A 20,036-nucleotide genomic window follows, 5' to 3' on the forward strand; every position below is an offset into this window, starting at 1 on the left:
CTCAGATGCCCACCGTCTCTCCGGTGCGTCTCAACCGTCTTTCCAGTCCGTCAGGCCAACCTCAGCTGCGCCGGTGAAGGGGTATTTACGGATTAGACTCCCTACCCGCAACCCCCATTTTGAAAAAACTTTGCTTTTCTCACTAAATTCTAAATTAATTATTATAACTCAAATACTTAAACGTTTATTTTGCGATTTCCGCCAGCCACTTAAGGTGCAGGCTCATCAGAAGAAGTGGGTGAAATCTGCGCTTTGGCTGGAATCGTCGGCCCCGACAGCAAACGACGACATTGATATCCGTCTTGAGTCTTTCGATCGACGCGGGCGTACCGTTTCGCTGAATGTCGAAGAACACTTGGAAACTGACTTCAGGTCACAATTGTTTTTTCACTCAATTGACGCAGTCTCAGGGAAGCCTGGCTCGGATGGCGAACAGCGGACCAGCGCATCAATGGTTCTGATAGTAGGGAAGCCAGCATGCAGTTCGACTATATCATCGTGGGCGGCGGGTCGGCAGGATCCGTTCTTGCAAACCGCCTCAGCGAGAACCCGGCTTCACGCGTTTGCCTGCTCGAAGCAGGCGGGAACGGAAAGGGCCTGACTGTCAGGGTGCCGGCAGCTGTCGTGGCAACCCTTCCGGGACGCCCCAAGATCAACAACTGGGCTTTTGAAACCATACCGCAACTCGGGTTGAACGGACGCCGGGGGTATCAACCCCGCGGTAAAGCACTGGGTGGTTCGAGCGCGATCAACGCGATGCTTTATGTCAGAGGTCAGCGGCAGGATTATGATGGGTGGGCCGATCTGGGCTGCGACGGCTGGGATTGGGACAGCGTATTGCCGTATTTCAAACGGTCCGAGAACAATGAGCTTGGTGCAGACAGCTGGCATGGTGACAAAGGCCCGTTACAGGTGTCACAGCAAAAAGAACCTCGCCCGATCACCCGCGCGTTCATTGAAGCCGCGCAGCAACTCCAACATCGCCACACTGAAGATTTCAACCGAGGCGATAACGAAGGTGTCGGGGTGTACCAGGTAACGCAGTATCATGACCCTTCAAAGAATGGAGAGCGGTGCTCAGCGGCTGCGGGTTACCTGTTCCCGATTGCCAACCGCCCGAACCTGACGGTCATTACACATGCCTATGCGAAAAGGCTGGTCTTTCAGGGTAAGCGCGCAACTGGCGTTGTTTTCAGGGTCAAAGGCAAAAAGGCAGACACCACCGTTACCGCCACGCGCGAGATTCTCCTGTGCGCGGGAGCATTAAAAACACCTCAACTGCTGCAAGTCTCAGGGATTGGAGCAAGCGCTGATCTTGAAACGCACGGGATCGCTGTTCTGCATGAACTGCCGGGTGTGGGGCAGAATTTGCAGGACCACCTCGACTTTACGCTGACCTACCGAACCAAAGACACGAACAACTTTGGGATCGGCGCGACAGCAGCGGTGCGACTGCTGAAGCACATCCGTCAGTGGCGCAAGACCGGTGTGTCAATGGCGGCCACACCGTTTGCCGAAGGGGCGGCGTTTCTGAAGACCTCACCCGAGTTGAAACGCCCGGATATCCAGCTGCATTTCACCATCGCAATGGTCGATGATCACGCCCGCAAGCTGCATTACGGTTACGGGTACAGCTGTCATATCTGCAAGCTTCGCCCGGAAAGTCGGGGAACCGTTGGCCTGAGCAGCGCGGACCCAATGGCAATGCCTGTCATCGATCCGGGGTTTCTTTCAGATGCACGAGATCTGGACACCATGATCAAAGGCGCGCGAATGACGCGAGACATCCTGCAAGCGCCGGCTTTAGCCAAATATCGGCACAAAGAGATGTTCGGAACCGATACGGCGAAATCCGACGCCGATTGGGAGGGGCATATCCGCGCCCGTGCCGACACGATCTATCACCCGGCTGGCACCTGTAAGATGGGCACCGACGATCTGGCGGTTGTGGATCCTGAACTCCGGGTGCGGGGGATCGAGGGGCTGCGTGTGGTTGATGCGTCGGTAATGCCAACGCTGGTATCGGGAAACACAAACGCGCCAACAATAATGATCGCGGAAAAAGCCTCGGATATGATTAAAGCAGCCGCGCAGTAAAGAACCTATCGGTCCTTCATCAGCGCCTCCAACCCCACCCGGTAGTTTGGATAGATCAATTCGACACCCAACTCATCCTTGATCCGGTCGTTTCGGACGCGTTTGTTCTCGTTATAAAAACTGCGCGCCATCGGTGTCAGGTCAGCCTTGTCAAATGAAACCGCCGGGGGCAGAGGAAGCCCCTGCAATTCGGCGGCATACCCGATGACATCCTGTGGCGGGACAGGTTCATCGTCGCATACGTTGTAAACACTGCCCGGATTCGGCCTTGTCATCGAGGCTTGCAGAACCTGCGCAATGTCATCCACGTGGATACGCGAAAACACTTGCCCCGGCTTGATGATGCGCCGCAGCCCACCGCGTGTGAGCTTGGAGAACGGCCCACGACCTGGGCCGTATATCCCTGCCAGACGGAAGATGTGAACAGGCAGGCCCGGCACAGCCGCCCATTGCTCTTCAGCCAGCATGCGCCACTTTCCACGCTTGGCGGTCGGTGTTGGCGGGGTGTCTTCGTCAACCCAGCCGCCCTGATGATCGCCATAAACAGCCGTTGTCGATAAATAGCCCACCCATGTGAACTGACTTGCCCGTTTTCGGATCTCATCGCCCAGCGCCGCCAGTACCGGATCGCCCGCCTCGCCCGGTGCCGTTGAGATCAGCAAATGCGTCACCCCATCCAGATTTGGGACCTCACCGGGCCAGATCAGCGGGTCCGCGCCAGAGGCACGTATCGCATCTGCGCCTTCGCCATCTCGTGTGGTGCCAAAAATCTGCCAGCCTTTCGGGGCAAGAATTCGGGAAAGGGCCTGCGCAGAATAGCCGTGGCCAAATGAGAAGAGTGTCTTGGTCATGCCCCGTTGATGGGCTTCAGCGCATCGGGATGCAAGCGCCGCATGGACGCACTTGAATCGAATCTTCTGATGCGCCTTTCTGTGGATATGAGCAAAAAGAAACCAGACCTGCATTCTGCCTACGCGCTGAGCTCTCCGGACGAAAACAAACGCCTTTATGCGGAATGGGCCGGGGATTATGACGACAGCTTTGCCGCGCGTGAGGATTATCAGCTTCATATCCATACCGCACGGGCGTTTGTGGGCGCGGGCGGTCAGGGGCCGGTTCTGGATGTCGGTGCGGGAACGGGCCTATGCGGCGCGGTGTTGTCTGGGCTTGGCGTTGGGCCGATTGATGCCACGGATATCAGTTCGGAAATGCTGGAACAGGCTATGCGCAAGGATATCTACCGGGACGCGATCGAGGCTGACCTGACCCATGGCATCCCGGTTCCGCCTGACAGCTACTCCGGCATCGTGTCATCTGGCACGTTCACGCATGGCCATCTGGGTCCCGAAGTATTACCCGCCCTGCTTCGCGTCGCACGGTCAGGCGCGACGTTCGCCCTGTCAATAAACGCCCACCATTTCGAAAAGATGGGCTTCAAGGGCAAGCTGCACGAACTGGAACAGGATCAGATTCGCAACCTGACCCTGCCCGAGGTTCGCATCTACGGTGATCTTGCCGCGGGTCCAAACAAGGATGACACGGCCTTCATTGCATTGTTCGAACGGGTTTAGGCCCCGGACAGGTCCAGCCGCGTCAAGTATACATCTGCTTTTTGTAAGCGCGCGTGCGCGTCGTCGCCTCGGCCGAGCCATCGTGATAGGTGCCAAACCACTTGTCGAAAGGAATTTCGGATGTGCCGTAGTTGCACTCGAAATACCGGTGGTGGAGCTGGTGAAAAAAGTCGCCCGCCCGCGCGGCTTCGGTCTCACCGGCCTTTATCTTCTCGAACCCAGAATGGGACAGTATCGGGCTGACCTGCTGGAACGAGCTGTGAAACAACACATGCAGCGGATGGGATGGCACGATCAGGTGGATGAAATACGTCGTGAAATACAGCATGTTTTCATACCAGTGATTCGAAATCCCTGACCACGGCCCGGTATTGACATTGCGGTGATGGACCGCGTGCACATGTTTATAAAGCCTGGGATGATGTTCCAGCCGGTGCACCCAGTAAAAATGCAGGCCGGACCACATGGGAATGAACAGCATCCAAACCACAAACCACACCGGCGCGCTGGCCCAGGTAATCGTCGGAACCCAGCCATTTGCCATCGCCCAAAAGATGACCCACTGGTAAATGGTCGCCACCGTCATGGCGCTGCCCAGCGTCCACCAGATATTATCCCAGACCTGATTGCGGAATGTGAATGTTCCGTTGTCCCGCGTCAGGTCTCTTCGATCGAACTTTTTGTGCATCCCCTGCCCTTTGCGCATGTACAGCCACCAGTGCAGGCTTCCTGCTATCAGAGTTTGCGGCACCATGTTCAGCAACCAAATCCTGAACATCCAGCCGGGTGCAAAGCTCTTCGTCGTCTCTAACTCAGGGAAAAAGAACGCATAGGCGATGACGGCCAAAGTCATGCACAGGGTCAGGGCGGTGATTTGCAACCACGCTCCGCCGTACCATTTCAGCACGGCGGATGGGCGCGGCGGCCAACTGAACAGCGGATTGAGGCCTACTGGCCCGTCGGGGTGGTAATGCCAGCGGGCGGCTTCGGGGTCCTGCGCGGTATCTCGCATGTCGGTCACTCTGTCTTGCATCAGGTTGCGTAATCCGAGCCTTCTGCATCGAGTATTGCCTTGATCTCTCGCAGATGCGCTTCGGCCTGATCGGGGTAGTCGTCCAGTTCCTGCGCTGTTTTCTCGGCAATCTCATCCGACAGCACCCGCAGGGGCAGACCTGTTTGCAGTGCCCGGATGTATGTTTCGGCAGCGCGCTCGAAATAGTAGAGCCTGTTAAAGGTATCCGCCGGGTCACTGCCCGTAATTAGAACCCCGTGGTTGCCCATGATCATGACCTTCTTTTTCGGATCAGCCAGCATCCCGGCGCACCGCTCTCCTTCGCTTTCAAAAGCCAACCCGCCAAATTCTTCGTCAACAACGTAGCGATTGTAGAAGGTCGCAGTGTTCTGATCGATTGGCGGAAGCGTACTGTCGGCCAGTGAGGCCAGAACAGTTGCAAAGATCGAATGCACATGCATGACGCAGCGCGCGTGTGGGCAATGGCGATGGATCGAGCCGTGCAGGCCCCAGGCCGTGGGATCAGGTGCACCGGGCTGTGACATCACATCCGGATCGTTGGCGTTCAACAGCAACAGATCAGACGCGCGAATACGCGAGAAATGCGCCTGATTGGGGTTCATAAGGAACTGCGTCCCGTCTTTGTTCACAGCAAGACTGAAATGGTTGGCAACGGCTTCATGCATATTCAGCCGGGCTGTCCAGCGAAAGGTTGCGGCCATGTCCACACGTTCTGACCAATGGTCGATATTGGGGCGAAGGCTAGTGAGGCTCATGTGTGGAGTCCTTTGACAACTGCGAATGACCAAAGCCTGCATTTGGTCCGGCAATTTGACCAACGAAAAAAACGCAACTATCCCATTAGCTGAACTTATGCCGGAGTTATGTCGATGCAAAACAGGCTTCCCCCGCTGGGCTGGCTGCGCACATTCGAAGCCGCAGCCCGCCATCTGTCATTCACCGACGCGGCACGGGATCTGAACATGACGCAAAGTGCGGTCAGTCAGCAGATCAAATCGCTGGAAGGTCATCTGGGTCAGCCATTGTTCCTGCGACGCCCGAAGGCGCTTGAGCTGACAGAGGCCGGGATCACCTATTTGCCGGTGGTGCGCGAGGCGTTTCGGACGCTGATACGGGGCACTCAGGCGGTTACTGGCGCGCAACAGAACGCGGTACAGGTGCAGTGCAACATCAGTTTCGCCGTGAACTGGCTGGCCCCGCGCCTTCCGTTATTTCGGGCGGAACACCCGGATGTTCAGCTGAACATCTTCACCGAGTTGTGGGAGCCGCGCGAGATGGCCGAAGGCGCAGCGGTCGAGATCAGGTTTTCCCTTCGACCTTCGGATACGACCAGAACAGAAATGCTGCGCTCTGAATATTACTATCCCGTCTGCGCGCCGGGATATCAGGTGTGTCTGCAAGACCTTCAGGAAAAACCCCTGTTCGACTGTTCCAACCTTTTGATCAACTGGGCGACATGGGCGGAAGATCAGGGTCTGAATTGGCAGAATCCTTCTATTACCTACGCAACAACCTATTTGGTTTGTTTGTCAGCCGCGATGGCCGGAGGTGGCCTGTGCCTGGCCCATGACACCATCGCGGGTCACCTGATCGATCAGGGGCGGCTGATCGCACCATTTGAGCATCGCGCCCCGATGCCCGAGGCGTATTATCTGCTGCTCTCCCCTCAGGCTGAGGATACGCCCGGGGCCGTCACCTTTGCGAACTGGATACGGCGAGAATTCGGGTCCGAAACGTAAACTCGACGGGTTCCTGGGCGCTGTCGGCACCTATGTCAGCTTTCGATGGCCGGGTTGGGCAGATTTGCAGGATTGTGATCCGTCGGCAGTAGTGAAGAACCGGGGTTGCACCCGCGCGCGCATTCGTGAAAGTTGAGCCATGGAAAACACACCCTTCCCAACTTGGCCCGATGTCGCCCCCAAATTGATCGCAGTTGCTGCCGGACGTGAGGCAGCAGATACGGTAATAACGGGTGGGACTTGGGTAAATGTGCACAGCCGCGAACTGCTGCCGAACCATTCTGTTGCAATCGCCGCAGGCCGGATTGCATTTGTCGGTCCAGACGCCTCGCATTGTACCGGACCAGAGACACAGGTTATCGACGCGCAAGGCCGCTATATCCTGCCCGGCTTATGCGACGCGCATATGCACATCGAATCGGGGATGCTGACCCCCGCCGAGTTTGCTCGCGCGGTGATCCCTCATGGCACAACCAGTATGTTCACCGACCCGCACGAGATCGCCAATGTGTTGGGGCTGGATGGTGTGCGCATGATGCATGACGAAGCAATGATGCAGCCGGTCAACATCTTCACTCAGATGCCCTCCTGCGCGCCGTCTGCACCGGGGTTAGAGACGACAGGCTATGAAATCACCCCCGAAGACGTCGCCGAGGCGATGAAATGGCCCGGGATCATCGGCTTGGGTGAAATGATGAACTTCCCCGGCGTGATTCACGGCGATCCCAAGATGCTGGCCGAGATTGCGGCCACGCAGCGGGCAGGAAAGATTGTTGGCGGGCATTACGCATCCCCTGATTTAGGGCCTGATTTTGCGGCTTACGTGGCTGGCGGACCTGCCGATGACCACGAAGGCACCTGCGAAGCGGATGCCATCGCACGGGTTCGTCAAGGAATGCGTTCGATGATGCGGTTGGGCTCGGCCTGGTATGACGTTGAAAGCCAGATTACCGCAGTAACCGAGAAAGGCCTGGATGCGCGCAATTTCATCCTGTGCACGGATGACTGCCACTCTGCAACGCTGGTCAATGAAGGGCATATGAATCGCGTCGTGCGCCACGCCATTGCCTGCGGCTGTGACCCGCTTGTTGCCGTGCAGATGGCGACGATCAACACCGCCACGCATTTCGGTCTGGAACGCGAGATTGGATCGGTCACGCCGGGACGACGGGCGGATATCATCCTCAGCTCTGACCTGACCGAATTGCCGGTCGAACTGGTCATAGCGCGCGGGCAGGTTGTCGCGGAAAACGGGGTGATCAAGGTTGATTGCCCCCATCTAAACTGGCCCGACAAGGCACGTCGCACGGTTCATCTGAAGCATGCGCTGACCTCGACCGATTTTGAGATCACGGCGCCGAAGGGCGCAAACAAGGTAAGGGCCAACGTCATTGGCGTGGTAGAAAACCAGGCCCCCACTAAAGCGCTGAAAGCCGAATTGCCGATTATCGGCGGGCTTGTTGAAGGTGAGGGTGACGTATGTCAGATCTCACTGGTCGAACGACACCGGGCGACAGGGGGCGTCACCAATGCCTTTGTCTCGGGGTTTGGATATCAGGGAAAAATGGCCATGGCCTCGACCGTGGCACATGACAGTCACCACATGATCGTCGTCGGCACGGACCGTGAACAGATGGCGCTGGCCGCGAATCGACTGGCCGAGGTGGGTGGCGGCATCACGATCTTCCGGGACGGCCAGGAACTGGCGATGGTCGAACTTCCCATTGCCGGTCTGATGTCCGACAGCCCGGCCGCTGAAGTTGCGGCCAAGGCGGACAGGATGGTTCAAGCCATGCAGGAATGTGGCTGCAATCTGAACAACGCATATATGCAACATTCGCTGCTGGCGTTGGTCGTCATACCGGAACTCAGGATCTCTGATCTCGGGCTGGTTGACGTGCGCACATTCAAAAAAATTGATCTTCTGGAACCCTTGGCATGACGACACTCCTGACACCTGAGGCCCTTTCGCCAGAACAGTTCACCGATCCCGCAGCCGCAGTTGCGCGACTGGAGGAGCTTTACACTCAAGCAACAGAATTTCTGTGCGACAGCTTCTCGAAGGTACTGCAAAATGGAGCACCAACCGCCAGATACAGGGCCTATTACCCCGAGATTCGCATAATGACGTCGACCTATGCTCAAGTCGACAGCCGCCTGAGTTTTGGGCATGTGGCGGAACCCGGTGTTCACGCTACAACCGTAACGCGCCCGGATTTATTCCGGTCCTACCTGACCCAGCAGATTGCCCTGTTGATCAAGAATCACGACCAACCGGTGACGATTGCAGCGTCGGACACACCTATTCCGGTGCATTTTGCCGTGGCGAATACGTCAGGTCTGGTTGTGCCGCATCAGGGGGCGGCTGCTTTCACCCTGCGCGATGTGTTTGACGTGCCGGATCTGACCACCACGAATGACGACATCGTTAACGGCGTGCACGATCATGAAGACGCCGTCGGGCCCTTGTCATTGTTTACTGCCCAGCGCGTCGATTATTCACTTGCGCGACTGGCACATTACACAGCGACAGATGCCCGGCATTTTCAGAACCACGTTCTGTTCACGAACTATCAGTTCTATGTTTCGGAATTCGAGAACTACGCCCGTGAGCAGTTGGCTGATCCCAGCAGCGGGTATACCAGCTTTGTCTCGACCGGGAATGTTGAGATCACGGAGCCGGACGCAGAAATCGAGCAACCGCTGAAACTGCCGCAAATGCCAACCTATCATCTGAAGCGTGAAGATGGTTCGGGTCTTACTTTGGTGAACATCGGTGTTGGCCCCTCGAATGCGAAAACTGCGACCGACCATATCGCGGTTCTGCGCCCCCACGCGTGGTTGATGGTTGGCCATTGCGCCGGATTGCGCAACACGCAGGCATTGGGTGATTTCGTTCTGGCCCATGCATATCTACGTGATGACAAGGTTCTGGATGATGACCTGCCGGTCTGGGTGCCCATCCCGCCCCTGGCCGAGGTTCAGGTCGCGCTGGAACGCGCCGTGGCCGAAGTGACCGAGCTGGAAGGGTATGAACTGAAGCGGATCATGCGGACGGGAACAGTTGCATCGGTCGACAATCGCAACTGGGAACTGCGCGATCAATCCGGACCGGTTCAGCGCCTCAGCCAGTCGCGGGCCATCGCGTTGGATATGGAAAGCGCCACAATCGCCGCGAACGGCTATCGCTTTCGCGTTCCTTACGGCACTTTGCTGTGCGTGTCGGACAAGCCCCTGCACGGCGAACTAAAGCTGCCGGGCATGGCCTCGTCCTTTTATACCACTCAGGTGGGGCGTCATTTGATGATCGGGATACGCGCTATGGAGCACCTGCGCGGCATGCCGTTGGAGCGTCTGCACAGCCGGAAATTGCGTTCCTTCGACGAAACTGCCTTCCTCTGACGCAAAAAAGCAACGTTTTCCCCATATTTTTAGGGGTTTCTGCGCTACTATTCGTTGTGTTTGGCCACAATATCCCGTTACAGTTACGCGGTGAGGCCCTATAGATCGGGCACGTTAAGGAGACCAAGAAATGGCAAAACCTATGACAAAGACTCAGCTGGTTGCTGCTCTCGCTGAGGAAATGGGAACCGATAAGAAATCCGCGAACTCTGCGCTTGAGGCCATCACCGGCCTGATCACGCGCGAAGTTTCCGCAGGTGGTGCAGTGACCCTGCCTGGCGTCGGCAAAATCTACTGCCGCGAACGCCCTGAGCGTCAGGTCCGCAACCCGGCAACCGGTGAAACCTTCACCAAAGAAGCCGACAAGGTTGTGAAAATGACCATCGCGAAAGCACTGAAAGACAGCGTGAACGGCTGATCTCAAGCGCTTGGAACCATACAAAGGGGTGGCGGTTACGCGGCCCCTTTTTTGTGCCTGAGCTTCACAATTTAAAGCCTGCGCACATGTGTCCTAAGGCATCAGCGTTCTTATTCAGACTGTAAATATGGGCTACAATCCAACACCGGATGTCCTTGGCACGTTTTTTACGGACAACCCTTTGATTTCCTGCTTGGCCCGCTAAATCCCAGTTCTATGGAACAGGATATTACATTCACGCGACTGCCCCTCGTCTCAGCACCTGAGATACTGGCGCATATGAGAAATCCAATTCTTGCCGAACACATGCCTCTCCTGACGCAGGATTGGGATGAGGAAACAGTCGCCAGTTTCGTTCATGCGAAAGAGTCGTGTTGGGCGCGGGACGGCCTTGGTCATTGGGCAATTCTGCACCGCGGACAATATGTGGGATGGGGCGGTTTTCAAAAAGAAGGTGAAGAGTGGGATTTCGGGCTGGTCCTGAAGCCCAGTGCATTTGGACTGGGTGCCAAAATAGCGCGTCAGGCCATCGCATTCGCAAAGCAGGACAATCGTATTCCGTTCGTGACATTCTTGCTGCCGCCTTCACGCACGAAACTGCGCGCAATGACTAAACTCGGCGCGTATTTTGTTGGGCAAGTAGACTACTCTGGCCACAGCTTCCTCAAATATCGTCTCGACACGGAATGAGGCGCGAACCGGGCAGCGCCAAAACACGGCTGCGGGCCCCGATGTCGAGGCCCGCTTTTGTTTTGGTAGGTTAGAAACAATCAGTGAATCGTCTCAACCTTGTGGAAGTCCAGATCACGATCTTCCGGCATGGCGTCGATACTCATCACCTCTTTGCGCTTGGTTACAAGGATATAGACCACGCAAGCCAGGTAGAGACCGACTACGACGGCTCCGATCCATTGGATTTGCAGCCACTGGCTCTGGAACAGCAGGGTCAGGACAAACAGCAGCGCGACGTTGCCGGCGACATAGGTCGCCTTGCCAAACCGCTCGGCGGTCATGTTCAGGTTGTCCGTATAGAGCCTAATCAGAGAGTCCAGCGAGTTGATCACAAAGGTCACGCCCACGATTACCATCGCGATATTGGTGATCCCTGCGGTGCTGATACCGTTCAGATGATAGTAGTAGAGAACGGTGAACCAGATCCCCAGCGGGATCGACGGGAAGATCAGCAACGCCGCCAGCAACTGCCAGGTCTTCAACCCGCCCACAAAGCGCGAAGTAAACTGGCCAATCATGATTGACCACGCAAACCACCAGAACAGGTAGAAGGCATGGTAGTCAGTCAGCGGCAGGACAAATTTGTGCATATTGGTGAAATAGGCGCCAATGTTACTGCCGGTTTCGACAAACCCGGTCATTCCCATACCAGCGGCCGCCCACATTCCCAGGATCAGGGCCATGAACAGGAAGGTCGAGCCCACCGACAGGATCCGCACATATTTCAGGTCGGTCGACGAGTATGCCGCCGCCAATATGACCACAAACACGATGACGTAGAAGGTGGTAACGACAGATTCGCCATCTCCGACCTCTGGCAGGTAGCCAGGCAGGTAGATCAGGAACAGGCTGGCGGTAAAGGCGCAGGTGCCAATAATGACCACGTTGTTGATCAGTTTGACCAGCGGGATCTCAAAGAATTTCACGCGCGGTTCGATCACGCAGAAATAGAAGGCTGTCAGGAAGTAAAACGCCCAGATCAGAAAACCCCAGAAACCGAATTCGATCGCCAGTGGATTAGCAAAGGCATATGCCGGATCTTCGGCATACCCACCAAATTCTGTCAACGGGAACATGATCAGGCCAACATCCAGACCGGACGTAAACAGGATCGCGATGAATGTGAAAAGGTGAACAGGTGTCACGCCAACGCAGCGCAGGTTCCACCATTTCACGACGAAGAACGCGACCAGGCCCAACGCCAGTAGGACGCCAAAAGGTAGAATGTATTCCAGAAGCACCGACAACCCTCCCTTGATATGTCAGATCCCGGAGCTGATAGCTTTAATTGGTCAGTCAATCAACGAAAACATAAGGGCGACTTTCCTGTCATCACATATGCGTCTTTTATGACGCGCAGCGCTTGCGACCGATCACAAAATCGGGGACAGTCCGCGCATAGTGACAGGGGGTCTCCATGGATCTGCGCGCCATAGCCATGGGGCTGACATTTGCCCTGATCTGGTCGTCCGCCTTTACCTCGGCGCGGATCATAGTGGCAGACGCCTCTCCTTTGTTTTCGCTGGCTCTGCGGTTTTTGATCTCAGGGGTTCTGGGGGTTCTGATTGCCCGGGCGATGGGGCAAAGCTGGCACCTGACTCGGAACCAATGGCGGGCGACAATTCTGTTCGGTATCTGCCAAAATGCCCTGTATTTGGGTCTGAATTTTTACGCGATGCAAACGGTCGAGGCTTCGGTTGCGGCGATTATCGCGTCCACAATGCCCTTGCTGGTGGCACTGGCAGGGTGGCTTATTTTTGGCGAGAAACTGCGCCCTCTCGGTATTTTGGGTTTGTTTGCCGGATTCACCGGCGTCGCCCTGATCATGAGCAGCCGGATCAGTTCTGGTGTCGACATGTTCGGCGTCGCGCTATGCGGCATCGGAGCTTTGGCGCTGACCTTTGCCACCCTCGCGGTTCGCGGCGCAACCTCAGGCGGCAATTTCATGATGGTCGTGGGCCTGCAGATGCTTGTAGGTTCCGCCACTTTGTTCGTGGCCGCTCCGATCTTTGAGACCATTTACATCCACCCGACGCTGCCACTGGCATTGGCGTTCACTTACACAACCCTGTTTCCTGGGCTGCTGGCCACGCTGATCTGGTTCCTTCTTCTGGATCGCATCGGCGCGATCCGCGCAGCCACGTTCCACTTTTTGAACCCGGTATTTGGTGTCACGATTGCGGCCATATTATTGGGCGAAAAACTGGGCGCGATGGACGCAATTGGCGTTACCGTCACGACGCTGGGTATTCTTGCGGTTCAGCTGTCACGCCAACCTTCTGGCAAAACGGCTTCGGCCTAAAGCAAGGACCCAAATGTTTGCGTCTGACCGACTGCACGACTGTGAGAGCTGTTTGAAATATCGCTTTGCTTTCTACCCTGCAGCCCCCAGATAATGGCTCAAACGTCAAATCAGCCGGAGGATCCATGACACGCTACACCAAAGACCCCACGGTTATCGCGGCGCTTTCGCCCGAAGAATTTCATGTCACCCAACGCAACGGCACCGAACGACCGGGGACAGGCAAGTATTTGGGGAACAAGGAACCGGGCATCTACGTGGACATCGTGTCAGGCGAGCCGCTGTTTGCTTCGACCCACAAATACGAATCCGGATGTGGCTGGCCCAGCTTCACCAAGCCGATCCTCCATGAGCATGTGGAGGAGTTTCGCGATACGACGTATGGTATGATCCGGACCGAGGTTCGCTCGAAACACGGCGACAGCCATCTGGGGCATGTCTTCCCCGACGGCCCGCGAGAACATGGTGGCCTGCGGTATTGCATCAACTCGGCCTCGCTCAGGTTCATCCATCGGGATGAGATGGAGGCTGAAGGTTACGCCGAATTCCTGATCCACGTGGAGGAAATCCAATGACTGAACAACGTGCTGTACTGGCCGGAGGCTGCTTTTGGGGTATGCAGGACCTGATCCGCAAGCTGCCGGGCGTCTTGCGAACCCGGGTGGGCTACACCGGAGGCGATGTGCCCAACGCAACCTATCGCAACCATGGCACCCACGCCGAAGGGATCGAGATCTGGTTTGACCCGTCGCAGATCAGTTACCGCGACCTGCTGGAATTTTTCTTCCAGATTCACGACCCGACCACGGTGAACCGGCAAGGCAACGACCGAGGCATGAGCTATCGTTCCGCGATTTACCACGTCGATGAAGCCCAAAGAGCAACTGCGCTGGATACTATCGCAGATGTGAATGCCAGCGGCATGTGGCCGGGAAAAGTCGTAACCGAAGTCGAACCCGTCGGCGATTTCTGGGAGGCCGAACCCGAGCATCAGGATTATCTTGAGCGCATCCCGAACGGATATACCTGCCACTTCCCGCGCCAGGGCTGGGTTCTTCCCAAACGTGCCAGCGCCGCAGAATAATGCACCACCTGCCATGCCCCTCTGTACAAGTCAGAGGGGCTAGCCCGTCGCAACCCGCGGTCGCCCGCTTGCCTCGACCGTGATCATTGCCTCGACAAACACATCATTGGCCTCGACCCGCGCGGTTTTGATGTCGCGATCCACGATCACGCGGATATCTTCTGCACCGGCTTCGCGCACCGCGCCTTCAGCTTCCGACCTCAGAACATTTTCCAGCAAAGCCAACGCGTCTTCTGATGCGGAAAAATCCTTGGGCCCGCCCTCGAGATGTACACGGTACCGCCCTTCGGCAGGGCTTGTCACCGTGCCCGATCGCCGTAAGGTCAACCGTCCCACGACGGCGCCAATCGCATTGGCTACGCCCGCATGTTCCGGCAGGATCATCCGGCAGTGCAGCCGTTCACCAACCGCCGGGTAATAGCTGGGGGCTGATGCCCCAAGCCCCACAACATCAACGTTTAGAGCTGCGGTCAGCGACAACAAACCGCGATGCCGCGCCAATCCGCGCTGTGTCAGGACATGCCGCGCCAACTCCTGTGGCGGCAGCCCGAAACTGTCCGGTTCCTCATCAAAAGCAGCCTCTAACAAAATCAAACTGGTCTGTTCCGTCAACTGGTCCACGATCATTTGCGCCAGCGCCTCGGCGGAACTTGCCAACATATCTCCGGACCCGACCCGTTTGCGCGCGACCAATTCAAGTGCCTTACGGGCGGCGTCCGAATCCCAGGCATCCACCCGCCCCAGTACATGGCTGGCATCCGACGGCGTCACGCCCGAGATCTGAACGATCCCGCGATCCACCAACCGGGTCAATGCGCCGCTCTCCATTCGGGACCTAAGCAAGGAACCAATCGGCAGAACCTGATCTCCCAACCGCTCCAACAGGGCTTCTTCGCGCACATCTATACCGTCGTCACGTATTCCCGGCACGCGTCGGGCAAAGCGCGTATCGTGCTCACCCACCGTCGTGGCCCGCAATTGCTCGTCCAGAACGGCATGAACGATCTCGGGCGCTTCCGAGGCGATCAGGGACACCGGAAGAACGCGGCGCGGCCCCAGAAAAACACCGCCCTGCAACCCCTCGGTCACGACATGCACCTGACTGTCACCTCCAAGGCCATGGGTGCGCATCGCAACTGCCTCGACCATTGTGCGGAACCCGCCCACCTGTGCCCCTGCCGTGTCGATCGCGGGCTTACCGTCACGGATCAACGCCACGTCAGTTGTCGTACCGCCAATATCCGACACCAACGCATTCTCTGCGCCAGTCAACCAGCGCGCGCCGACAATTGACGCGGCAGGTCCGCTCAGGATCGTTTCAATGGGGCGTTCACGCGCCTGTTCAGCACTCATCAACGCCCCATCACCGCGAACAACCATCATCGGGGCCATAATCCCCAACTCGCGCAGCCGGTCCTGCGCCCGCTCGATCAAACGGTCGATCATCCCGATCAGCCGCGCGTTCAACACTGCCGTCACGGCGCGTTTCGGCCCATTCAGCTTTGCCGACAAGTGATGCGAACATGTTACCGGAGCCCCGGTTCTTTCCGAAACGATTCGCGCGGCTTCAAGTTCATGCGCGGGATTACGGGTGGCAAACTGAGCGGCTATGGCAAAGCCTGAAATCCCCTTGTGAGTGTCTAAAAACTGCTCCAGCGCGGCAACATCCAATGGTGCAGCTTCGCTGCCAGAATGGGAATGCCCACCAGACATAACCAGGGCCGGGTCCCCTTTTAACGCGTCCTTCAAACCGTGCTTTTCAAGGTCGCTGTCTTTGAACCCGATATAGATCAATGCAACGCGCCCGCCCTGCCCTTCGACCAAGGCATTTGTCGCCAATGTAGTGGACAAAGAGGCCATTGAAATCTGATCCGGCGCAACTTTTGCCTGCTCCAAAACGGCAGAAATCGCCTTGCCTACACCAATTGCCAGATCCGCACGTGTGGTCAGGGACTTGGCCGAGGCTATTACCTCTTTTTCATCCCGGATCAGTACCGCATCGGTATAGGTTCCACCCGTATCCACCCCCAAAGCCAGCGCCATCGGGTTCTCCTTACTGTTCGCTGCAGATTGGTGTAGCGATTGGGGCCGACACGTCCAGCCTGTTTGCGGCAATTATGAAAGTTGTTCCACCGCCCAGCGCGCTGCGTCGGCCACGGTTTCATCTGGGTCATCTGTCAAACTTTGGGCCGCGGCCCTCAGTTTCGACTGCCCCGAGTTTCCAATGGCATAAAGCACGTTGCGCACAAACCGGTCGCGCCCGATCCGTTTGATGGGTGAGCCCGAGAATTTCGCTCGGAACGAAGTATCATCAAGCGCCACCAGCTCTTCCAGCGCAGGCGCCGCCAGATCTTCGCGCGCTGCATAGCGCAGGTCGCTTGCGGCAACCGCAAACTTGTTCCACGGGCAAGCCGCAAGGCAATCGTCACAGCCGTAGATTCGATTGCCCAGCTTTCTGCGAAGCTCAGGCTTCACAGGGCCTTTATGCTCGATGGTCAGGTAGGAAATGCACCGCCGTGCGTCCAACTGATACGGGCCCGGAAAGGCGTCCGTGGGGCAGCTGTCCAAACAGGCCCGACAAGACCCGCAGCGATCAATCTCAGCGGGATCCGCGGGTATATCCAAAGTTGAAAAAACAGACCCTATAAAGGCCCAATTACCCCACTCCCTGCTGACCAGATTCGTGTGTTTCCCCTGCCAGCCCAACCCGGCGGCCTGCCCCAAGGCTTTCTCCGGCACGGGTGCAGTGTCAACAAACACCTTAACCTCGCCGCCCGCCTCGGCAATCAGCCACCGCGCCAGGCGCTTCAGTCGCTTTTTGACCAGATCATGATAGTCTTTGTTCTGCGCATAGACAGAAATCGCCCCGTGGGCGCGTTGCTTCAAGACGTCTGTAGGATCATGTTCCGGCGTGTAACTCTCGGCCAGCATGATCACTGATCGCGCCTCGGGCCAAAGGGCCGCAGGATCACCGCGCCAATGCGTCCGCTCGGCCATCCATCCCATCTGCCCATGATACCCTGCGTCCAGGAACGCTGCCAAACGCTCGGGAACTTTTGGAACATCCCAGGGGCGGCAGACACGGCACGCAACAAACCCCTCTTCAAGGGCCTGCTGTACCAGCTTTTCCTTCAAATCTGATCCGCTCTTCATCTGGCCAAAAATATCCTCGGGGGGAATCGCGCAGATGCGCGATGGGGGGGGCAGACAGCCCCCCTGGCACACCCTATCAGAAATCCAGATCCGCGTAATGGGGCGGCGGCCGGAAACCCGGCACCTGATCCGCCAGAATAGAGCGAAAAGCAGGGCGCGATTTGATTTTTGCATACCAGTCCTTGACCACCTGACTGCGGTTCCAATCCACATCCGAGATATAGTCCAGCGACGACAGGTGCGCCGCTGCCGCGAAATCAGCCAGTGTCATCTGATCACCGGCCAACCACCGGCGGTGATCCAACAGCCATGCCATATAATCCAGATGGTACTTGATCGCTTTGGCACCCTGTTTGACGTTCTTGCTGTCAGGATAGCCCTGACCCGTCACTTTTTTGTTCACCCGTTCGTACAGCAGCTTCGACGTCACCTCATGATGGAATTTGTCGTCAAACCAGCCGACAAGGCGCCGTACTTCGTATCGGGCTTCGGGACTTTTTGGCATTAATGATGGTTCGGGGCGGGTTTCCTCAATATATTCGCAGATCGCCGCGCTTTCCGACATCATTTGTCCGTCCAGACGCAATACTGGTACTTTACCCGCAGGGTTTCGGCGCAAAAAGTCGGGATCCTGCTCCCAGTATCGCTCTTCGACAAGCTCAACCTCGATCTTCTTTTCCGCCAAAGACAGCCGAACCTTGCGGCAATACGGAGAGAGGGGAACATGAAACAAACGCGCCATGGGCTTCCAATCGAACCAGTGAGTACCCGACAGATTTAGCCTTGGCAGGCGACGGGTTTCAATCCTCGAAACAATCTGCGCGACCATCTGCGCGGATGGTGGCCGCCCCATCCAGAATAGATGCCGCCCGTCTGCGCGTACGCGCCGTCGGATCTGTGACTGACCTGTTGCGCGGTGACGGCAGAATGGCGGCAATCCGCGCTGCCTGAACTGGGGTCAGTTTCGATGCGCTGGTGTTGAAATACTGTTGCGCGGCAGCCTCGACCCCAAAAACGCCATTCCCGGTTTCGGCAACGTTCAGATAGACCTCAAGGATGCGCCGCTTGCTCCAGAAAATCTCGACCACAGGTGTGATCGAAGTTTCCAGCGCCTTGCGTATCCAACTGCGCCCCTGCCAAAGGAATACGTTCTTTACCACTTGCTGTGTAATGGTCGAGGCACCGCGATTTCCGCCATCCTCAAGCGCATCTCGAATGGCCTCTACATCAAATCCCCAATGCAGGCAGAAATTCGCATCCTCTGCTGCCACAACCGATCGCGCCATGATCGGGGCCATGTCCTCGATCGGTACCCATTCACGCTCAACCTTTCCCAATCGGCGCCATTCTGACCAGATCGTATGGGTTACAGGTGGGTTCACAACCGAATACAACAGGATTATCGCAAGCAAAGCTCCTGCAATTGCCGCAACCGCACGAGTCAGCCAACGGCGTATCTGACGCACCGTTGGTGATTTCCTGCTGGATGCCTTGTTTTTCTTACCGCTTGATTTGCGGGCTGCTTTCTTCGCCATACTTCAGCTATACGACGCGCGGTCCGGGTTTGAAACGGCCTAAATTGCGAAGGCGCGCGCTTCGCGCGGGTGAACAACCGGGCGTGCGGTTTCTACCGACATCGGATCATGACCTGCCAGTTCAGGGAACAGATGCAGGACCTCGCTCTGCGTTTCGCGGTCCGAGGCCGACAACGCATGCCCCGGATAATAGCTTTCGCTTTTGGCGCCATTGGCGATGACGATCTCGTGCTGCTTGAACAAAAGGTGGAAATACTCCACCTCACCGCCTTCCACGCGGGTCACCGTTTTTCCATTGACCAGAGCATGTGCCGGAATCAGCGCTTCAGCGTGCCCGGACAGATACGAGGCTCGCCAGTCTTCAATCAGCATCCTATGCTGAGGCGAAACAAGCAGCGGACGATCCAGGTCGAACACTCCGGCCTCAAACCGGATCGGGGCCAGCTTTCCTTCGGCGGCTACCACTGTACGCCCAACCCAGATCAAAGGCTGAGGGCCATGATCCACGGTCGTGACCAGATCACCGACCTTAAGATCTTCCACCGTGCGTTCCCCATCCGGGGTCATTATCATGGTGCCCGGCGTGAAACAGGGCGGACCCAAATTGCCGACATTCAGCGGCCCCTGTGTGTTGACGAAGGTGGCTGAAACAAACGTTCCCGGCTGCAAGACCTGGCCGTCTGTCGGTGTAAAAACCCGAGATCCATCAGCCAGATAAAACGTGGTGCCGGTATAGGTTACATTCCCGACGCCCGCGACGTTGATGGTAACAGTGTCTCCCGGCCAGGAATTCGTAACGTCCTGGCCATTGACTGTATCACCACTCGGTGCATCAATTTCGTTGTCATCATCTGCATCGATCAAAGTGAAACTGCTAACCGCGACAGCCGTTCCCGCAGGCGGCGGGTTTGCTGGATCGAAAGTATAAAACTGATCCTGATACGGTGTTGGCATCCGGTTGCCCCTGTCT

Annotated in this window: 19 protein-coding genes; 10 read left to right on the top strand and 9 right to left on the bottom strand. The window is 56.9% G+C overall.

Annotated elements, in window-relative coordinates; genetic code table 11:
• Positions 1–477: 477 nt before the first annotated feature.
• Complete coding sequence (locus tag ACR0BK_RS13775; protein WP_480555070.1) at positions 478–2,097, top strand: GMC family oxidoreductase; 1,620 nt, start codon at positions 478–480, stop codon at positions 2,095–2,097.
• Positions 2,098–2,102: 5 nt separating this feature from the next.
• On the opposite strand, the gene ACR0BK_RS13780 is transcribed toward ACR0BK_RS13775, so the two are convergent.
• Complete coding sequence (locus ACR0BK_RS13780) at positions 2,103–2,948, bottom strand: SDR family oxidoreductase (RefSeq protein ID WP_480519731.1); 846 nt, start codon at positions 2,946–2,948, stop codon at positions 2,103–2,105.
• A gap of 87 nt (positions 2,949–3,035) precedes the next feature.
• Here ACR0BK_RS13780 and ACR0BK_RS13785 point away from each other — a divergent pair, with 87 nt between their 5' ends.
• Complete coding sequence (locus tag ACR0BK_RS13785) at positions 3,036–3,668, top strand: class I SAM-dependent DNA methyltransferase (RefSeq protein WP_480474626.1); 633 nt, start codon at positions 3,036–3,038, stop codon at positions 3,666–3,668.
• Between the two features lie 22 nt (positions 3,669–3,690).
• Here the strand turns inward: ACR0BK_RS13785 and ACR0BK_RS13790 are convergent, their stop codons facing one another.
• Both ACR0BK_RS13790 and ACR0BK_RS13795 read right to left on the bottom strand, forming a co-directional pair.
• Positions 3,691–4,680: a sterol desaturase family protein gene (locus ACR0BK_RS13790; RefSeq protein ID WP_480555071.1), complete on the bottom strand. Its 990-nt coding sequence runs from the start codon at positions 4,678–4,680 to the stop codon at positions 3,691–3,693.
• A gap of 20 nt (positions 4,681–4,700) precedes the next feature.
• Positions 4,701–5,456: a class II aldolase and adducin N-terminal domain-containing protein gene (locus tag ACR0BK_RS13795; RefSeq protein WP_480474622.1), complete on the bottom strand. Its 756-nt coding sequence runs from the start codon at positions 5,454–5,456 to the stop codon at positions 4,701–4,703.
• Between the two features lie 114 nt (positions 5,457–5,570).
• On the opposite strand from ACR0BK_RS13795, the gene ACR0BK_RS13800 reads away from it, so the two are divergent.
• From ACR0BK_RS13800 to ACR0BK_RS13820, 5 genes are all read left to right on the top strand, one after another.
• Complete coding sequence (locus tag ACR0BK_RS13800; RefSeq protein WP_480555072.1) at positions 5,571–6,440, top strand: LysR family transcriptional regulator; 870 nt, start codon at positions 5,571–5,573, stop codon at positions 6,438–6,440.
• Positions 6,441–6,579: 139 nt separating this feature from the next.
• Positions 6,580–8,382, top strand: a complete 1,803-nt coding sequence (gene ade / locus ACR0BK_RS13805) for an adenine deaminase (RefSeq protein ID WP_480555073.1) — start codon at positions 6,580–6,582, stop codon at positions 8,380–8,382.
• Positions 8,379–9,842 carry an AMP nucleosidase gene (locus ACR0BK_RS13810; RefSeq protein ID WP_480555074.1) on the top strand — a complete coding sequence of 488 codons (1,464 nt, stop codon included), beginning with the start codon at positions 8,379–8,381 and terminating at the stop codon, positions 9,840–9,842. The genes ade and ACR0BK_RS13810 overlap by 4 nt, the downstream gene beginning before the upstream one ends.
• Positions 9,843–9,972: 130 nt before the next feature.
• A complete protein-coding gene (locus ACR0BK_RS13815) occupies positions 9,973–10,260 on the top strand; it encodes an HU family DNA-binding protein (RefSeq protein ID WP_117871130.1) in 288 nt (95 codons plus the stop codon).
• Positions 10,261–10,476: 216 nt separating this feature from the next.
• Positions 10,477–10,950: a GNAT family N-acetyltransferase gene (locus tag ACR0BK_RS13820; RefSeq protein ID WP_480555075.1), complete on the top strand. Its 474-nt coding sequence runs from the start codon at positions 10,477–10,479 to the stop codon at positions 10,948–10,950.
• Positions 10,951–11,030: 80 nt separating this feature from the next.
• On the opposite strand, the gene ACR0BK_RS13825 is transcribed toward ACR0BK_RS13820, so the two are convergent.
• Complete coding sequence (locus ACR0BK_RS13825) at positions 11,031–12,233, bottom strand: BCCT family transporter (RefSeq protein ID WP_480555076.1); 1,203 nt, start codon at positions 12,231–12,233, stop codon at positions 11,031–11,033.
• A gap of 176 nt (positions 12,234–12,409) precedes the next feature.
• Here ACR0BK_RS13825 and ACR0BK_RS13830 point away from each other — a divergent pair, with 176 nt between their 5' ends.
• From ACR0BK_RS13830 to msrA, 3 genes are all read left to right on the top strand, one after another.
• Positions 12,410–13,294 (top strand): DMT family transporter, encoded by an 885-nt coding sequence (locus ACR0BK_RS13830; protein ID WP_480474612.1) that lies wholly within the window; start codon positions 12,410–12,412, stop codon positions 13,292–13,294.
• Between the two features lie 125 nt (positions 13,295–13,419).
• On the top strand, positions 13,420–13,869 hold the full coding sequence (msrB, locus tag ACR0BK_RS13835) for a peptide-methionine (R)-S-oxide reductase MsrB (protein ID WP_480474611.1): 450 nt from the start codon (positions 13,420–13,422) through the stop codon (positions 13,867–13,869).
• Positions 13,866–14,378, top strand: coding sequence for a peptide-methionine (S)-S-oxide reductase MsrA (msrA, locus tag ACR0BK_RS13840; RefSeq protein ID WP_480474609.1), 513 nt, complete (start codon positions 13,866–13,868; stop codon positions 14,376–14,378). Before msrB ends, msrA begins: the two co-directional genes overlap by 4 nt.
• Before the next feature lie 39 nt (positions 14,379–14,417).
• Here the strand turns inward: msrA and ACR0BK_RS13845 are convergent, their stop codons facing one another.
• The 5 genes from ACR0BK_RS13845 to ACR0BK_RS13865 form a co-directional block, all read right to left on the bottom strand.
• Positions 14,418–16,421 (bottom strand): hydantoinase/oxoprolinase family protein, encoded by a 2,004-nt coding sequence (locus tag ACR0BK_RS13845; RefSeq protein WP_480555077.1) that lies wholly within the window; start codon positions 16,419–16,421, stop codon positions 14,418–14,420.
• Between the two features lie 72 nt (positions 16,422–16,493).
• Positions 16,494–17,531, bottom strand: a complete 1,038-nt coding sequence (gene queG / locus ACR0BK_RS13850) for a tRNA epoxyqueuosine(34) reductase QueG (protein ID WP_480519713.1) — start codon at positions 17,529–17,531, stop codon at positions 16,494–16,496.
• Between the two features lie 76 nt (positions 17,532–17,607).
• On the bottom strand, positions 17,608–18,273 hold the full coding sequence (fzlA, locus tag ACR0BK_RS13855) for an FtsZ-binding protein FzlA (protein ID WP_480474603.1): 666 nt from the start codon (positions 18,271–18,273) through the stop codon (positions 17,608–17,610).
• Between the two features lie 58 nt (positions 18,274–18,331).
• Entirely contained in the window at positions 18,332–19,066 is a 735-nt protein-coding gene (gene mtgA / locus ACR0BK_RS13860) for a monofunctional biosynthetic peptidoglycan transglycosylase (protein ID WP_480474601.1), read from the bottom strand.
• 39 nt (positions 19,067–19,105) lie between these two features.
• Positions 19,106–20,020: a Hint domain-containing protein gene (locus tag ACR0BK_RS13865; RefSeq protein ID WP_480519709.1), complete on the bottom strand. Its 915-nt coding sequence runs from the start codon at positions 20,018–20,020 to the stop codon at positions 19,106–19,108.
• Positions 20,021–20,036 lie beyond the last annotated feature (16 nt).

This window comes from Ruegeria sp. AF1 (assembly GCF_056542125.1).

Excerpts from the sequence above, each read along its gene's own strand:
- msrB (WP_480474611.1), top strand. The coding sequence starts at position 13,420 with ATGACACGCTACACCAAAGACCCCACGGTTATCGCGGCGCTTTCGCCC.
- ACR0BK_RS13810 (WP_480555074.1), top strand. The coding sequence starts at position 8,379 with ATGACGACACTCCTGACACCTGAGGCCCTTTCGCCAGAACAGTTCACC.
- ade (WP_480555073.1), top strand. The coding sequence starts at position 6,580 with ATGGAAAACACACCCTTCCCAACTTGGCCCGATGTCGCCCCCAAATTG.
- ACR0BK_RS13865 (WP_480519709.1), bottom strand. The coding sequence starts at position 20,020 with ATGCCAACACCGTATCAGGATCAGTTTTATACTTTCGATCCAGCAAAC.
- ACR0BK_RS13800 (WP_480555072.1), top strand. The coding sequence starts at position 5,571 with ATGCAAAACAGGCTTCCCCCGCTGGGCTGGCTGCGCACATTCGAAGCC.
- ACR0BK_RS13785 (WP_480474626.1), top strand. The coding sequence starts at position 3,036 with ATGAGCAAAAAGAAACCAGACCTGCATTCTGCCTACGCGCTGAGCTCT.
- ACR0BK_RS13815 (WP_117871130.1), top strand. The coding sequence starts at position 9,973 with ATGGCAAAACCTATGACAAAGACTCAGCTGGTTGCTGCTCTCGCTGAG.
- ACR0BK_RS13820 (WP_480555075.1), top strand. The coding sequence starts at position 10,477 with ATGGAACAGGATATTACATTCACGCGACTGCCCCTCGTCTCAGCACCT.
- ACR0BK_RS13780 (WP_480519731.1), bottom strand. The coding sequence starts at position 2,948 with ATGACCAAGACACTCTTCTCATTTGGCCACGGCTATTCTGCGCAGGCC.
- ACR0BK_RS13830 (WP_480474612.1), top strand. The coding sequence starts at position 12,410 with ATGGATCTGCGCGCCATAGCCATGGGGCTGACATTTGCCCTGATCTGG.
- msrA (WP_480474609.1), top strand. The coding sequence starts at position 13,866 with ATGACTGAACAACGTGCTGTACTGGCCGGAGGCTGCTTTTGGGGTATG.
- queG (WP_480519713.1), bottom strand. The coding sequence starts at position 17,531 with ATGAAGAGCGGATCAGATTTGAAGGAAAAGCTGGTACAGCAGGCCCTT.
- ACR0BK_RS13790 (WP_480555071.1), bottom strand. The coding sequence starts at position 4,680 with ATGCGAGATACCGCGCAGGACCCCGAAGCCGCCCGCTGGCATTACCAC.
- fzlA (WP_480474603.1), bottom strand. The coding sequence starts at position 18,273 with ATGGCGCGTTTGTTTCATGTTCCCCTCTCTCCGTATTGCCGCAAGGTT.
- ACR0BK_RS13775 (WP_480555070.1), top strand. The coding sequence starts at position 478 with ATGCAGTTCGACTATATCATCGTGGGCGGCGGGTCGGCAGGATCCGTT.
- ACR0BK_RS13795 (WP_480474622.1), bottom strand. The coding sequence starts at position 5,456 with ATGAGCCTCACTAGCCTTCGCCCCAATATCGACCATTGGTCAGAACGT.
- ACR0BK_RS13845 (WP_480555077.1), bottom strand. The coding sequence starts at position 16,421 with ATGGCGCTGGCTTTGGGGGTGGATACGGGTGGAACCTATACCGATGCG.
- mtgA (WP_480474601.1), bottom strand. The coding sequence starts at position 19,066 with ATGGCGAAGAAAGCAGCCCGCAAATCAAGCGGTAAGAAAAACAAGGCA.